This window comes from Paenibacillus chondroitinus NBRC 15376, assembly GCF_004000765.1.
GTDB classification, from domain to species: Bacteria; Bacillota; Bacilli; order Paenibacillales; family NBRC-103111; genus Paenibacillus_E; species Paenibacillus_E chondroitinus.
The window spans coordinates 442,805-458,131 of the sequence record NZ_BILW01000002.1 but is presented as its reverse complement, the minus strand read 5'-3'; the positions used below and the strand labels follow the sequence as shown (position 1 = coordinate 458,131).

Annotated in this window: 11 protein-coding genes and 1 pseudogene; 11 read left to right on the top strand and 1 reads right to left on the bottom strand. The window is 46.5% G+C overall.

Annotated features, from left to right (window positions below):
- Window positions 1–36 precede the first annotated feature (36 nt).
- A complete protein-coding gene (locus PCH02S_RS04450; protein ID WP_127450444.1) occupies window positions 37–942 on the bottom strand; it encodes a LysR family transcriptional regulator in 906 nt (301 codons plus the stop codon).
- A 126-nt stretch (window positions 943–1,068) separates the two neighbouring features.
- Between PCH02S_RS04450 and PCH02S_RS04445 the strand changes: the two genes are divergently transcribed.
- From PCH02S_RS04445 to PCH02S_RS04395, 11 genes and pseudogenes are all read left to right on the top strand, one after another.
- Entirely contained in the window at window positions 1,069–1,737 is a 669-nt protein-coding gene (locus PCH02S_RS04445; RefSeq protein ID WP_127450442.1) for an O-methyltransferase, read from the top strand.
- A 150-nt stretch (window positions 1,738–1,887) separates the two neighbouring features.
- Window positions 1,888–2,787, top strand: coding sequence for a DMT family transporter (locus PCH02S_RS04440; RefSeq protein WP_127450440.1), 900 nt, complete (start codon window positions 1,888–1,890; stop codon window positions 2,785–2,787).
- 199 nt (window positions 2,788–2,986) lie between these two features.
- The gene (locus PCH02S_RS04435; RefSeq protein WP_127450438.1) at window positions 2,987–3,892 is read left to right on the top strand and encodes a hypothetical protein; all 906 of its coding nucleotides are present in this window, start codon (window positions 2,987–2,989) and stop codon (window positions 3,890–3,892) included.
- 519 nt (window positions 3,893–4,411) lie between these two features.
- Window positions 4,412–5,596, top strand: a complete 1,185-nt coding sequence (locus PCH02S_RS04430) for a chromate transporter (RefSeq protein ID WP_127450565.1) — start codon at window positions 4,412–4,414, stop codon at window positions 5,594–5,596.
- A gap of 179 nt (window positions 5,597–5,775) precedes the next feature.
- Window positions 5,776–6,135, top strand: a pseudogene (locus tag PCH02S_RS04425) (YfbR-like 5'-deoxynucleotidase); the annotation flags it as partial.
- Window positions 6,136–6,356: 221 nt separating this feature from the next.
- Window positions 6,357–7,148: a sugar phosphate isomerase/epimerase family protein gene (locus tag PCH02S_RS04420; protein WP_127450434.1), complete on the top strand. Its 792-nt coding sequence runs from the start codon at window positions 6,357–6,359 to the stop codon at window positions 7,146–7,148.
- A gap of 66 nt (window positions 7,149–7,214) precedes the next feature.
- Window positions 7,215–8,117: a glycoside hydrolase family 43 protein gene (locus PCH02S_RS04415; RefSeq protein WP_127450432.1), complete on the top strand. Its 903-nt coding sequence runs from the start codon at window positions 7,215–7,217 to the stop codon at window positions 8,115–8,117.
- Between the two features lie 17 nt (window positions 8,118–8,134).
- Window positions 8,135–8,419, top strand: coding sequence for a chorismate mutase (locus PCH02S_RS04410; RefSeq protein WP_127450430.1), 285 nt, complete (start codon window positions 8,135–8,137; stop codon window positions 8,417–8,419).
- 525 nt (window positions 8,420–8,944) lie between these two features.
- On the top strand, window positions 8,945–9,979 hold the full coding sequence (locus tag PCH02S_RS04405) for an S-layer homology domain-containing protein (RefSeq protein WP_164819438.1): 1,035 nt from the start codon (window positions 8,945–8,947) through the stop codon (window positions 9,977–9,979).
- 303 nt (window positions 9,980–10,282) lie between these two features.
- Entirely contained in the window at window positions 10,283–14,524 is a 4,242-nt protein-coding gene (locus PCH02S_RS04400) for a PA14 domain-containing protein (RefSeq protein ID WP_127450426.1), read from the top strand.
- A gap of 179 nt (window positions 14,525–14,703) precedes the next feature.
- The gene (locus tag PCH02S_RS04395) at window positions 14,704–15,297 is read left to right on the top strand and encodes a TlpA family protein disulfide reductase (RefSeq protein ID WP_164819437.1); all 594 of its coding nucleotides are present in this window, start codon (window positions 14,704–14,706) and stop codon (window positions 15,295–15,297) included.
- Window positions 15,298–15,327: the final 30 nt, after the last annotated feature.

Here is a 15,327-nt window from a genome sequence, read left to right as displayed (position 1 = left end):
AGGGACCGAATGGTTCCGTTACAAAGTGCTCGCTGATTACAAGAACGGCTTGTTATAAGGATTTTGACGGATCATCTGAATGAGATTGTTTGTTGAAGCAGATAAGGGTTCATTTTTACGTGTACAAATGGCGATTGTATTCTTGAGTTGGATTCCTTCTACATAAACGCGGGACAGCTCTCCACGATTTACATATTGGCGCACAACGAGGGAAGACACGAAGTTAGCGCCATACCCGGCAATCACGGCAGTAATTGCTTCATGCAGTCCGTTAAATTGCAAAGAAATAGCCGGAACGGTTGAATGATAGGTGCGGCATAAAGACAGCAATCTCTCACGAGTGGAACTGCCTTCTTCACGCATGACAAAAGGTTCTTTCATCATTTCGGACAGAGAGACCTGCTGATTGGCATATTTGTGATTTGGGGCTACGACAAACCAAAGCTCGTCCTGAAACAATTCCTCTGTCAGAATGGTGTCCGGATAGGTTTCGGCTATGCCCCCATAAATGGCGATATCAACTTCTACATTTAGCAGCTGTTTCAAGGCACCGCTGGAATTGGTCGTGTTGATGATCATTTCGACTTGTTCATATTGCTGCTTAAACTTAGCGATCCAAGTTGGGATGAGGAAATGAGCGGGCAAGTAGGTAGCGGCTAGCCGAATACTTCCGTTCGTACCGCTGCGGTAATTGTGAGCGAATTGTTCGATTTGCTGTTCAACTGCAAAAAGTCTTTTTGCAAGTAAAGCCAGCTCTTCGCCGGCATCCGTTAGCGTTACCCCTCTTCCCAGAGGTTTCAGCAGGAGAAGCTGCAGCTCCTTTTCGAATTTTTTTATCTGGGCGGTAATGGCGGGTTGGCTAATATTTAACAATTCGGAAGCGCGTGTCACACTACCGGTGGTTGCAACTGTATGAAATAAACGTAATGCATGTAAATTCATTAGAAGGCTCCCTTTGTTTCTGATTTATATATTATATATATGATTCTAACATAAAGATATATTATTTATATGATTAGACTCGGTTTATAATGAAGCCAGAAGGTAAATAGAAGAGGAGTGATAACGATGAATGCAACTAACACATGGGAAAAAGTAGATCAGTATATTAAAGAACGCCTGATTCCACATGACACTGTATTGGAAAATTCTTTGGCCGCGAATCAGCTTGCAGGACTGCCAGCTTATGATGTTTCACCTACGCAAGGTAAGTTTTTGAATTTGTTAATTCAAATGAAAGGCGCCAAACGGATTCTGGAGATCGGCACATTAGGCGGATATAGTACCATTTGGATGGCGAGGGCGCTACCCCCAGACGGAAAGCTAGTTACACTGGAACTGGATCCGATTCATGCTCGAGTGGCGAGTGAAAATATATCCCATGCTCAGTTGAGTGAACTTGTCGAGCTTCGTGTAGGAGACGCACTAGAACAATTAGCTCAATTGGACAATGAAGGTGTTGAGCCTTTTGATCTGATATTTATAGATGCCGATAAACCCAATAATCCTCATTATTTAAAATGGGCGCTGCATTTTTCACATCCTGGAACGGTAATTATTGGAGATAATGTCATCCGTGATGGCGAGGTCATCAATGAGGAAAGTCAAGATCCCCGCGTTCAGGGTGTGAGGCAATTCTATGATCTGTTGGCGGATGAACCGAGGATTTCGGCAACGGCCATTCAGACGGTCGGCAGTAAAGGATATGATGGTTTTGTATTAGGCATTGTAAAATGATGAAACCGGACATGGGATTTTCCATGTCCGGCTTTCTCGTTTGTGGGAGGAATTCCAGGAGTCCGGGCGAATATCTTTTTAATGATCTGTTTGCTGTCACTGTCAGGCAATCATCAAATTTGATTTAGAGGTTAAGGAGATTTCAGAGAGATGCCAGAACGTACTGTTTTATGGAAACTATGGGGAGTATCGCTGTTATGGGGCTTTAACTATGTTGCAAGCGCCTATTTGCTGCGAGATTTCTCGCCTATTTTTTTATCATTCGCCCGACTTGTTGTTATGTCACTGTTTTTAATTTCTGTAGCGGTCATTAACAAATCCATCAGACGCCCAACCTCGCGGGAGTGGGGACTTCTATTGTTTGCCGGTATTTTTGGGACTTTATTTAACCAATTGTTTTACTTTACAGGGCTGCAGCACTCAACAGCGGGCAACGCAGCGCTCATTATTGCGCTTTCTCCTATAGCTACACTGCTGTTATCGCGCTTGTTTCTGAAAGAAGAAGTCACATGGCTGAAGTTTTGCGGATCTGTCGTAGCTTTAGTTGGCGTTGTATGTATAGTCCTGTACGGAGGAAAGACACTTGGTATTTCAAAAGGCGACGTATACTTGCTGCTCGCTATGCTGGGGATGTCAATCAGCTTGTTGTTCATTCGCAGATTAACTAGTGGGATGAGTTCCTACGAGGTAACGATATATTCAACGGTTATTGGGACCATTCTCATGTCACCTGCGGTTGGAGTTGAAGCGTTTCAAGGCCATCTTCATGCGAGCCATCACCTGTTAACCTGGTTACTGCTGATCAGCGTAGCCGTCATCGGCCAAGGGCTGGCTGGCTTCTGGTGGAACCAAGGCATCGCCGTCGTCGGGCCGTCTACTAGCGCGATGTTTATGAATATCCCGCCATTTATCGCGATCATCGTAAGCTTCTTCTTATTGGGCGATCCGATTCGAGCGGCCCAAGTAGGCGGGGGCATTCTAATTCTGGCTGGTGTGATGATAGCCAATATGAAACGTCGTCAGCCCCGGGAAATAGGTGCGGGAATTTAGCAAATAAGCAAGCAGGTGCCAGTCTGGTATCTGCTTATTTTTGTTTGGGATAAACTATTTCTTGGGAAATAATTCATAAATTCGTGTTCGCGGAGGTAAACAGATTTCGACACTCCTATTTCGACTGTAAATGCAACTCTATCAATCTAGAATACTATTAAAAGCATTTTATCCTTGGAAATAGTGAGGAGATGGCGATATGGTAAATTTAGATTTAGAGTTGGTATACAGTCCAAAACAGGTGCATGAGCATCTCCGGGTAAGCGATTCCAGTTTACGCAAATATGCGATGGCGCTTGAAGCGAGAGGCTATAAGTTCCGTAAAGAAGATAATGGCAATCGGATTTTCACGCAACATGACATCGATATTTTTGAAATCCTGAAACAACGGCTGGATGCTGGTCAAAGCATGAAGACTGCGGCAAGCTCAACGATGAACCATGTTCGCAAGAACGTCCCAAGAACGCTACCCGTTCCTGTGGCGCCAGCGGTGTCCCCGACTGTTCCACAAGCATCCCAAGCGGTAACTGAGCGTTCTCCAGACGTCTTCAAACAGAAGTTTGAGGAGGGTTTTGCGATGATGCTGGAAGACCGCATTCATACCGCGATGAAACCGCTCATCGAAGGCGTCACTCAGCTAAGCGGTCTTGTAGCGGATCTGACTAGCCAGAATAAACAGCTGTTAAGCCAAAATCAAGAGCTAAGAACTATGCTTCCAGCTCCTCGGGACATCGAGGAAGAGAAGCGTCAGCAGCGAGAGCTCGTAGATGAAGTGAAGGTGCTGCATGAAAAACAAAAGAAGCTGGAGCAGCAGCATTATGAAGAACTGAAGCGTCAGAATGAGGAAATTCAAAAACTGATTCCGCCTGCGCCAGATCTCGATAAAGAGCGCAGCGAAAGAACGAATGAGTACCTCACCATTCGCAGAATCAATCTGGCACTTGAGAAGGAAGCCTTAGAGCATTGGAATCGTAAGCCGGAACATGAACGGCTTCGAAAGATTGGCTTATTCAAGAAAGAAGAAAATATTGAAGTGCGTAACCAGTTCATAAAATCCTATATGGATGAATATTTTGAAGATCGGTTACGCGGCGAATTTGCGTAATAAGAGAAGGATGCAAGCTAATTTTATGAGTGAGAGAGCTCATGGAATTAGCTTGCTTTTTCTTGCGCGCGAACTCGCTAGCCAACATTAACGGACTCCACAGACGTTAATAGCGTAAATTTTGCCCTGTTTCACATCTAACGGACACAGGAAGCGTTATTTGCCGATTTTGGGGCGAAATTGCGGTAGAAACAAGCAAATAGCTGCGCTGGTGTCCGTTAGATTTTCGAAACGGCTATATTACGCCGAATAAGAGCGTCTGAGTCCGTTAGACAGTCGGGGAGCGCTGCCAAGGGGGCAACCCGGCGTGTGTTGTCGGTCAACCTCTGTTATTACGCAGTTGAGGTAGCAGTTGGCTGAAGGGTGTGCGGATGCGCCTATTTATCCATTTATTAAGATTTTGTAATTGACCGCCGAGCAAAACGGTGGTAATTTATCTATGTTTATCCATGTTTCCTTTCAAGAAATAGAACGATCTAATCGGAGGTAGCACAATTCGTGGAAAAAAATACGATTGCAATGGAACAGATGCCTATGAGCAAACCACGGGCCCTCCTTGAAATATTGGCTGTGTCCGCCAAGTTGGGCGTAACTTCATTTGGCGGGCCGATTGCGCATCTCGGTTATTTTCATAACGAGTACATACGTCGCCGCAAATGGTTGAATGAGCAGGACTATGCGGATATCGTTGCCCTATGTCAGTTCTTGCCCGGTCCGGCAAGCAGCCAGGTAGGCATAGCCGTTGGGATCGTTCGCGCTGGCATGTTGGGCGGATTGACAGCCTGGCTTGGTTTTACACTGCCATCGGTCATTGCGTTGGTACTGTTTGCTTTACTGTTGCAAGGGTTTGATATTGGCAGCACAGGTTGGATACATGGCCTCAAAATCGTTGCAGTAGCTATCGTCGTGCAAGCGATTTTGGGCATGGGGCAGAAGCTTGCTCCTGATCGAAACAGAGCAACAATTGCCGTTCTTGTAGCAGCTGTAACCCTCCTGTGGCAGACGGCTCTTAGCCAAGTTTTGCTTATAGGTATTGCGGGAATTGTAGGAATGTTTTTGTATAAAAATACGTCGATCCCGAAAACGACAAGCCTCTCCATTCCGATAAGCCGAAGCGTTGCAATTCTCTCCTTGGGTGTTTTCTTTGGACTCTTGATCCTGCTTCCTTCACTTCGGCAAATGGTTCATGTCCAGTGGTTGTCCATGTTCGATAGTTTTTACCGGTCAGGATCGCTTGTTTTTGGCGGGGGGCACGTTGTTCTCCCCATGCTGGAAAGGGAAGTCGTCCCGACAGGGTGGATCAGCAAGTCGGACTTTCTAGCGGGATATGGTGCCGCGCAAGCTGTGCCTGGACCTTTATTCACTTTCGCAGCGTATTTGGGGACGATGATTGGCGGAGTGAAAGGGGCGATTATCGCTACGACAGCTATTTTTCTTCCGGCGTATCTTTTAGTCGTAGGAGCATTGCCTTTCTGGCATACTTTGCGTAAGAGCGCTAAAGTCCAAGGAGCATTAGTCGGTATTAATGCAGCCGTTGTTGGCATTTTGCTTGCTGCGTTATATAACCCGCTTTGGATCACGGCTATCCTAGCTCCTGTAGATTTTGTTTTGGCCATGATTCTTTTTGTGATGCTTGTCTTCTGGAAGCTGCCTCCTTGGGTTATCGTCATCGCTGGAGCCATAGGCGGAATGCTGATTAGCTGATTTAATCTTATAGCCTGAGCAATCAGGCTTTTTAGCATTTGCAAATTTTCAGACATTTAACTTGATTGCGCATTATATTTAATCTAGATTTTACAGGCAGCTTGTAAACTAATTATTGTGAAGACCAAAGATGTAATGGACGAGCTATTCTAACATAATGGGGGGCTGAACGTATGGGAATCCATGAGGTAGAAGAAGGCATGGTCTATAACTTTATTGAGGAGCAGATTCCTGAGGAGTTTAAAGAAATTTTTCATAATCAGCTTCGTGAGGGCAAAGATCATTCGATTGAAGGTTTAATTTTGGAAGTGGCCGATAAAATGGATCAGGTGTATGAAGCATTCGCTGAACTTCAAAGGGGAAACACAGAGAAGGAATTCATTAAGATGTACCGTGATGCTCTTATCAAAATAAATACGATTCCTTTACATTGCGTTGATTATTTTTTGAAAAACATCCTGCCGGATATGGTGAATGACGAAATTACTTCACCGGTTGATATCAAAAGAATCACAGAGGAAGCTTTGTCTTTAAGCTAATGATTATATTTATGAATGAAGGCACATTCTAAAAGTAACCGTAATTGATATTGACCGTATACAGACAGTTCCGCGACAATAAAGACTACCGCTTTTCTCCGCAATTCATCCCCTTTACCGCCAGTTTATTCCCTTCTATTTTTCACCATTAAAGGTATTTGGCCGGTCAGAGGCGAACTAGTCGATGATCAGCCATTTTTATATTTAATGGAGGGAATACGTTGAAATTACATCTTTTTCACGCGCTATGGGGCATGACAGGTTCGCTTAGCGAGCAGCTGCATCGCGCCAAGCAGCATGGCTACGTGGGAATCGAAGCGCCTATGCCAAGTCAAGAGCAGCAAAATGAATTTATTGAGTTGTTAGGCGAACTGCAACTGGCATACATACCTCAGATTTTCACATCCAATCATCATGAAGAATCCTTTCAAGAGCAAGTCGAACGGGCGAAGCCATTTTCTCCTGTGCTGATTAACTCTCACAGCGGAAAAGACTATATGTCAGAAGATGAGCAAAATCGCTTTTTTGAACAGGCGCTGCGCGTGGAGAAAGCGGCTGGCATTCGAGTTGCGCACGAAACACATCGAGGTCGTGTGATGTTCACTCCGAAAGCTACGGCCAGAGTGCTGAAATTGTTCCCAGATCTGAAAGTCACAGCAGATTTCAGCCATTTCACATGTGTATGCGAATCCATGCTGGGCGATCAGCAAGAGGATCTTGCTCTGATTAAGAGCAGAGCTCTGCATGTTCATGGAAGGGTCGGCTTTGAGGAAGGCCCGCAAGTGCCGCACCCGGCAGCTCCAGAGTATGCCAATCATTTGCAGCAATTCGAGACATGGTGGGATGAAATGTTCCACAACCCGATCATCCCGGCACAGCCATTTGCAACGTTCACGCCTGAATTCGGCCCGCCAGGATATATGCCGACTTTACCTTTTACACGTCAGCCTGTGGCGGATCTTTTTCAAGTGAACCACTGGATCGCTGAGCGAATTCGGAAAACATACGAGTAAGAGGTAGTGGGGGAGTCGCGCTATGCGGCTCTTTTTTAAGTCATAAATACGAGGAGGCTGACGCAGATGCCTGAAATAACAAATCCAATTGTGCCCGGATTTTATGCAGACCCTGAAGCTAGAACCTATGAGGGCAAGCATTGGATTTACGCTACGCGATCCATCACGGAGTATACGAGCCAGATGAATCTCGATGCATTTAGCTCTACGGATTTGATTCACTGGAACAAGCATGAAGCCATACTGGAAATGTCAGATTTCCCATGGGTGTGGAGGGCTGTTTGGGCACCGACGATTATTGAAAATAAGGGGAAATACTACCTCGTATTTGCATCAAACGATATCCAGTCCAATGATGAAATCGGCGGATTGGAAATGGCCGTGTCGGATAATCCGGCGGGGCCGTTTAGAGGATACTTAGGAAAACCGCTGATCGATCGTTTCATTCACTCGGCTCAACCGATTGACGCCCATCTTTTTAAAGATGATGACGGTACCATTTACCTCTATTATGGAGGTTGGGGGCACTGTAATGTGGCGAAAATGAATGAAGACATGACTGGCTTTGTTCCTTTTGAAAATGGGGATACTTTCCTTTCTATCACGCCGGAAGGTTATGTTGAAGGCCCCTGCATGATTAAAAAAGGGGATCTTTATTACTTCATGTGGTCCATGGGAAGTTGGGTGAATGGTACTTATCGGGTGGCTTATGGTGTAAGCGATAGTCCGCTGGGGCCATTCGAGAATAAAGGCACGATTCTTCAAAAACAAGAACCGATTGCCGAGGGACCTGGCCATCACGGTTATTTGTATTTGCCGGAAACGGATGCGTGGATCATTGTATATCATCGTAGAATGATAGGCGATACTGATCCTGGAAGCAGGGTTTTATGTATGGACAGGCTGCACTTTGAGGATGGAGCAATTATTCCCATTACGATGACAAATAAATGGCACACATCGGATTAAACGCGGAGGTATAGCAGATGACAAAACTAGATGAACTCAGAAATGGCATAGACGAAGTTGACCAAAAGATCATTGAATTGCTGGCTCAAAGATTCCAATACACAGAAGAAGTCGGCATTTATAAAGCGGAGAATCACTTGCACTCGCAAGATGTCAGCCGTGAAAATCAACAGTTTCAGAAGATTGCTAAGCTTTCAGCTCAATATGGATTGAACCCTGACTATGCTTCGGAAATTTATAGATGCCTCATCGATATCGTCATTTCACGGCACGAAGAATTACTCAAATCGACATGTAAATAGAGGTAAAAGTGAGCCGCAGCCGGACATGGGAAGTTAATTCCTGTGTCCGGTTTTTTACTGTAGATTTGTGCAGTGGCGGTTGGTTTCAGAGCTACGCGATATTGTTGGGGAACTACAGGGCTTTATTCTGTTCAAAACAGATGGTTGAGCGAGGGAGAGGGAACTAGGGGCCGCTATTTCTCAGCTTTCGGAGCGAAACTGAGTTTGGCGGGCAAATAAGATTCTGTAGTTCCTTCCAGCACGTCAAATGCCGCTTTTTTGCAAAATAAGCGACTGGAGTTCCCTTATTTTGCGCGGGCGGGCGAGGAAGAGGCGGGCAATGCAGGTCGGGTCGGGCAGGGAGGGCGAGGCAGATCAGGCAGATCAGGCAGATCAGGTCGGGGCCGGGTGGCAAGACAGGACCGGGCATGGCAACGGCATTTACGCAAAATATCCGAAAATAGCAAATTTACACCTGATAGTCTAAATACATGGATGCCGGATTTTTTTATATTAGAGGTAATGAAAGGAAAGGGGCACTCCAACGTGAAAGTAAAAAAAATGATGACAGGAAGTTTATTGACCGTTTTCGCTGCAACGATGATAGTAGGGGGTTCAGCATCAGTTTCAGCAGAGGATACACCCTCATATACGCTGACAGTTCTTACGGATAAGCCGTCCAAAGGAGAAAATGTGGAGGTTCTCATAAAAGGACATCAGCTAAAAGATGTCTATGCGTATGAAATCAATTTGGATTTCAATCCGAAGCAGCTTAAATTAAAAGAAGCTACGACGGAGATTCCTGGATTCTCGATTCCTCCCATTGTGAAAGATAACCATATTCAGCTCGCGCACACACGCATAGGCCGAACGAAGGGCGACGATGGCGAACAGATTTTGTACAAGTTAAAGTTTGAAGCGATAGATGACGGGAAGGCGGAACTGGCGATCGGCAAGGTCAAATTGGTCGATTCCATTCTAGCAAGCACGGATCAGGACTCGAATGCCAAAGTGGCCGTTGAGATTAACGATTTGTTCCCATTCGATGATCTGGGCGATTTCACGTGGGCCAAAACAGCGATTGCCTTCCTAGCCGAGAAAGGGATTGTGAATGGAACGGCTGAGCGCACTTTCAGTCCGGGCCAGCCTGTTACGCGTGCCGATTTTGTGGTTCTTCTGATGAGAGCCTTGGAGGTAAAAGGCGGTTCTGGCGAGCGCTTTGACGATGTGCAGCAGGGGGAATACTTCGATGAGCACTTATCTGCTGCAAGAAGCTTAGGTATTGTAGAAGGTGACGAGTATAATAACTTCCATCCGAGAGAGTCTGTAACTAGAGAGGACATGATGACGCTCACGGCTCGCACCTTAAAAACGCTGAATAAGCTCCCGGCAAGTAAAGGGACATCTTTAGCTGATTCGTTTAACGATACTTCGGAGATTTCGGACTATGCGATACAAAGTGTTACAAATCTAGTGGAGATGGGCTTGGTAGATGGTTATGGAGAGGGCATTCATCCTAAGGAATTTACGAATCGCGCTCAAGCGGCCATGCTGATTTATAAACTGTTGACTGCAAAATAATTACCGGCAAAATGACTGTGAAATCGCATCAGGGAGGGGCTTTATTGGCGGAAATGCCTAAGAGCAGCCTCCTTTTTGTCTTTGCGCTTGTTCTTTACATGGCTGCAAGCATCTGAAGCGAAATGGCAAGAAAACGCACAAAAAGGCGGAATAACCTAAATACTTCCCGTCTCCATTGTTACATAATGTATCTGTAATATTCCAATGAATAGGATGAAAGGAGTTAATGTGCAAAAAGTGAGACTAATAGATTTCAATGCTCTCACCCATTCATCATTAATGTAATCAGGAGGCTGGAATAGGATGAAGTTAAAGAAGACGTTTAATCTGCTGCTTATTGCTGCTTGTGCATTCGGAACGATCTCAACAGCTCCGTTGATGACGCTTCAAGCACAAGCTGCGGAAGTGGCGAATGAGCCTGTCGTTCATGGCTTAAAAGGGGAGTACTACACAAGTTCGGGTTCTCCGCAGTTTAACTTTGGCACGTTAAAGTCAACCGTACTTGATCCCAATTTGGATTTCGGCAACTTGGAGACGGCGTTAGGGATTTTAACCGGTCAGCAGGATAATGTGAATGTACGATGGAGCGGGTTCATCGAACCGCAGTTTTCCGAAGACTATACGTTCTCCATCATTGGTGACAATGGCTTCCGGCTTTGGATTGACAACAAACTGGTTATCGATCATTGGGTCAACGATTGGGATAAAGAGCAGGTTGCAGCGCCGGTTTCACTGGTTGCAGGGCAAAAATATGCGATTAAGGTTGAATACTTTGAGAATACGGGTGGATCTAATATTCACATGCGCTGGTCGAGTCCATCCACACCGAAATCCGCGATACCGACTGAGGCGCTTACTCCGCCAAGCGGTTTCTCCTATGGGGGCAGCGTAGCCGTCAATGGAGCGACGGCGGAAGTTAAATTAGATAAACCTTTGCAATCGCTTCCAGATGGATTTGTTAATCATTTTAACGTCAGTGTCATGGGCAGCAACTGGCCGATCGCATCGGCAGCGCTCAAACAAGGCGATAACAGCACCATCGTGGCTACTTTCCAGTATCCGGTGTATTCGAAGGATGTATGGTTAGTTAAGGCAAGCTATGACGGCCAAGCGGGCCTAGTGGATCAGGATGGCAGAGTCGTTCAAGCATTCGATAAAATGTTGAAAAACGATTCTACGTATCAAATTACGACGCCATGGGCAAGCCAAGTAGATAAGGATCATGTCCTTCCAGAATACCCTAGGCCGCAGCTCGTTCGCGATAAATGGCAGAACTTGAACGGAGAATGGCAATTCCAGTCGGCTAAGGTCGGGGAGGCACTGCCAACCGGGCAAACCTTGAAGGAGAAAATCGTTGTTCCATTTGCTGCGGAGTCGGTGCTTTCGGGCATTAAACGCGTAGAAAATCTCATGTGGTATAAGCGTTCATTCACGGTTCCAAATGATTGGAACGGGCAGCGCGTGATGCTGAACTTCGGCGCTTCCGATTATTTGACAACGGTTTATGTCAATGGTGTGCAGGTTGGCGAGCACAAAGGCGGCTACACCTCGTTTAGCTTCGATATTACCGATCAATTAAAAGCAGGCGAAAATGAACTGATCGTTCATGTGCTGGATAATACGGATATGGGTGAAGATCAGGCTGTCGGTAAGCAAACGGTGAAAAAACTCGGCGGCATCTGGTACACGTCGGTCTCCGGGATTTGGCAAACCGTTTGGATGGAGCCTGTCGCACCGGCTCATATTGAAAAGCTGGATATGACGCCGGATCTTACGAGTCAAACGTTAAAATTAACCGTTCCTACGGGAGCGGCTAACAATCTCACTGTTGAAGCCATTGCGATGAAGGACGGTCAGGAAGTTGGACGAATCAGCGGTCCTGCCGGTACGGAGCTGAAAGTTCCAGTTCCAAATCCCAGGTTATGGACGCCGGATGATCCTTTCTTGTACGATTTGCAAGTTCGCTTGAAAAACGGGGATCAAGTTGTCGATCAAGTTAACAGTTATTTCGGGATGAGGGAGATCAAGCTAGGGAAAGTAGACGGCATTACAAGACCGCTGTTGAACGGCAAATTCGTCTTCCAAATGGGGCCGCTGGATCAAGGCTTTTATCCGGACGGCATTTATACAGCACCGACGGAAGACGCTTTGAAATATGATATTCAAACCGTGAAACGAGTCGGTATGAATATGATCCGTAAGCATATTAAAGTAGAGCCGGCTCGCTGGTACTATTGGGCGGATAAGCTGGGCGTCCTCGTTTGGCAGGATATGCCGAGCTTGGAGGATCGCCAAAATAATCATGGCGCGGATATCACACAAGCTGCCAAAACGCAGTGGTTGAAGGAATACAAAGAAATGGTCGACCAGCTTCGCAGTGTGCCATCCATTATTGAATGGACCGTCTTTAACGAAGGCTGGGGCGAATTCGATTGGGGCGGACAGCAGACGAAGGATGCGACCAATTATGTGAAAAGCCTTGATCCGACGCGTTTAATTAACAACGCAAGCGGCTGGCAGGATTCCGGAGCAGGCGACTTGGTTGATATACATGCTTACCCGGCTCCAAATTCACCGAAGCCAACGGACACACGTGCTGCTGTACTCGGGGAATATGGTGGGCTCGGTCTGCATACACCGGGACATGAATGGAGTCCGCTCGTATTCTCGTATCAAGAGATGAAAAGCAAAAAAGAGATTACGGACAAATACATCGATTACATTAACCAATTGAAAAATCTCAAAGGAAATCCTGGCTTGAGCGCAGCGGTTTATACGCAAATCAGCGACGTCGAATATGAGATTAACGGCTTGCTGTCCTATGACCGCAAAGTGGAGAAGCTCGATTTCGACCGCATCGCCAAAGCTCACCGCGAGTTAATTGGCACGGTTACGGCAGGCGATTTGTCCGGCGGTATTCAAGATGCTGAGCTCTTTTTCAGTAAGCTAATCGCAGGTACGAAACCTGGCCAATACCAGCAAGCTGTAGTGGATCATTTCCAAGGTGTCATTCAATCCGCTAAGCATGTACTTGCCGACAGCAACGCTACTGCAAGCAATTACCAGCAAGCGCTGAATGACTTAACAGCCGAGAAGGAAAAAGTTTTCGCTGGTGTAAACGATCCGCTTCCAAAAGGCTCCACGGTGGATAATTTCGACAGCACCACGCTAAACAGCAATTGGAGTATTTACCGTCAAAATAACGCGAATTGGAGTCTGACGACCAACCCTGGCAAGCTAACGATTCAAACGCTTACAGGCGATAGCTTTGGCAATTCCAATGCGCTGAAAAATGCTTTCTTGCAAAACGCGCCTAACGGCGATTTTGTCATCACAACGAAGGTTGATGCGCAGGTAAGGAAGAACTACCAGCAAGCTGGTCTGCTCGTTTGGCAGGACGAAGATAACTATGTGAAGTTTGGGCATGTGTGGGATACGGACGGCGCAACAGGGAAATCCCTGGAATCCGCCTTCGAGAAAAATGCCACATACACCAAAGCCGGGCATATGGCGGCACATCCAGGTTACGATACATCGTACCTGCAAATCCGTAAGGTAGGTAACGTTTATACGACCTATTATTGGGATGGTTCCAGCTGGAAGCAGGCTGCAGACCCTGTTACCGTTCAGTTATCGAATCTCAAAGTAGGATTCTATGCATTCTCCGCAACTGACGGGACGTCCATACCGGCTAAGTTCGATTACTTCTCGGCCGGCCCGATTGTGAATGATCCTGCGGCGTCGTTAACTGGACCTGCATCGGTCACAAGCGAGCAATCGTTTGATTCGACACTGGGCCTGAACAGTGTAACGCAAAGTGTGTATGCAGGAGACGTAAGCGTTACGTATGACGCGAATCAACTCGAATTTGTATCTGCTGAAAGCGTGAAAAGCGGTTTAGAGCTTCTCGATAAGAAAGTAACGCCGGGTTCGGTCCGTCTCATTACCGTAAATGTGAGCGGTACGAGTATCAACGGCGATTTGCTGAAGCTTCATTGGAAAGCGAAGACGACTGGTGAGGATATCACCAGTACAATTACACTTTCTAATCTTGTATTGGCGAACGGTGAAGGTGTAGAAACGGCTGTGGACGGTACCACGCAAAGCATTCGCATACTTGCTAACGTCGATAAAACAACGTTGAACTCTCTCATCGCTACTGCGCAAAGCAAGCATGACGGTGCAACGGAAGGTACAGCCGTTGGCCAATATCCTGCTGGCGCCAAAGCGCTGTTGCAAGCGGCTATCGACAAAGCTGCGTTGGTTGCTAACAACGCGAATGCGACGAATGCGCAGGTTGCACAAGCGGTTACTGACCTGAATGGAGCGTTGCAAGCCTTTAACCAGTCGGTTGTTACTGGAAATTCCGGTGACACGAATGGAGACGGTAAATTCTCGATCGGCGATCTGGCTATTGTTGCAGCCGCATATGGCAAAACGTCGAAAGACGCAGATTGGGATAAGTACAAACAAGCGGATCTGGACAACAATGGTCGCGTAGACCTTGTCGACTTGGCCACGTTGGCACAGAAAATTTTGGAATAAACGGGTAGTAAAGTCGCCTAACTTCAGGATTTATTGGGGTTGGGCGTCTTTTTTTGCGCCATCAGATGCCTTGTCCTGAACTTTTGTCAGAATCGCGCAAAGTTTCGCCTAATCGCGTAAAGACGCCCTTTTTTCACATGGATATAATCAGGGTAAACAACGTTCAGGGAGAGGTTCGCATGAAAAAGATGATCAGTGTGCTAGTTGGCATTCTACTGCTAAGCTGCTTGCCATTGTATCTGCATTTCGCACACAAAAGTACGGAACCTGATTCAGGCGGCGACGGGCAGCGGTTGGATGTCCACAAGCTGGAGAGCATCGTGAATTTGGCAAGCTCAGGGGAAAAGGCAGGCACCAATGATGTCAAAGCGCCTTCTTTTACCTTAAAAGCACTGGACGGTTCGTATCACACGATTGGGGGCAAACGGGAGAAGCCGGTTGTCATTCATTTCTGGGCCAGTTGGTGTGAAGCCTGCTCGGTTGAGGTGGCCACGCTGCGTAAACTGTATGGACAGTACAAGGATCAAGTTGATTTTCTGGGCATTAACGTGTCCACCGAAGAAAAGCCTGAAAATATTGAGAAGTTCGTCAAACAGAACAATCTCAAGTATCCAATCCTGCTGGATGAGCACAAACACGCTGCTGATTTGTACCAGCTCCATGCGCTGCCAACTGTTTTTCTAATCGATAAAAACGGCTATGTCATGGATACGTTTCACATGGTAGATCCGCTGGAACTGGAAGAAAAGATCAGGCATCTTGCGGAGCCTTAACAGCTTTCAACTTTATGGAAAGGAGGAGAC

Bases quoted from the DNA above. Each gene is read 5' to 3' on its own strand.
- PCH02S_RS04395 (WP_164819437.1), top strand. From the start codon at position 14,704: ATGAAAAAGATGATCAGTGTGCTAGTTGGCATTCTACTGCTAAGCTGC.
- PCH02S_RS04445 (WP_127450442.1), top strand. From the start codon at position 1,069: ATGAATGCAACTAACACATGGGAAAAAGTAGATCAGTATATTAAAGAA.
- PCH02S_RS04450 (WP_127450444.1), bottom strand. From the start codon at position 942: ATGAATTTACATGCATTACGTTTATTTCATACAGTTGCAACCACCGGT.
- PCH02S_RS04400 (WP_127450426.1), top strand. From the start codon at position 10,283: ATGAAGTTAAAGAAGACGTTTAATCTGCTGCTTATTGCTGCTTGTGCA.
- PCH02S_RS04440 (WP_127450440.1), top strand. From the start codon at position 1,888: ATGCCAGAACGTACTGTTTTATGGAAACTATGGGGAGTATCGCTGTTA.
- PCH02S_RS04410 (WP_127450430.1), top strand. From the start codon at position 8,135: ATGACAAAACTAGATGAACTCAGAAATGGCATAGACGAAGTTGACCAA.
- PCH02S_RS04430 (WP_127450565.1), top strand. From the start codon at position 4,412: ATGGAACAGATGCCTATGAGCAAACCACGGGCCCTCCTTGAAATATTG.
- PCH02S_RS04415 (WP_127450432.1), top strand. From the start codon at position 7,215: ATGCCTGAAATAACAAATCCAATTGTGCCCGGATTTTATGCAGACCCT.
- PCH02S_RS04435 (WP_127450438.1), top strand. From the start codon at position 2,987: ATGGTAAATTTAGATTTAGAGTTGGTATACAGTCCAAAACAGGTGCAT.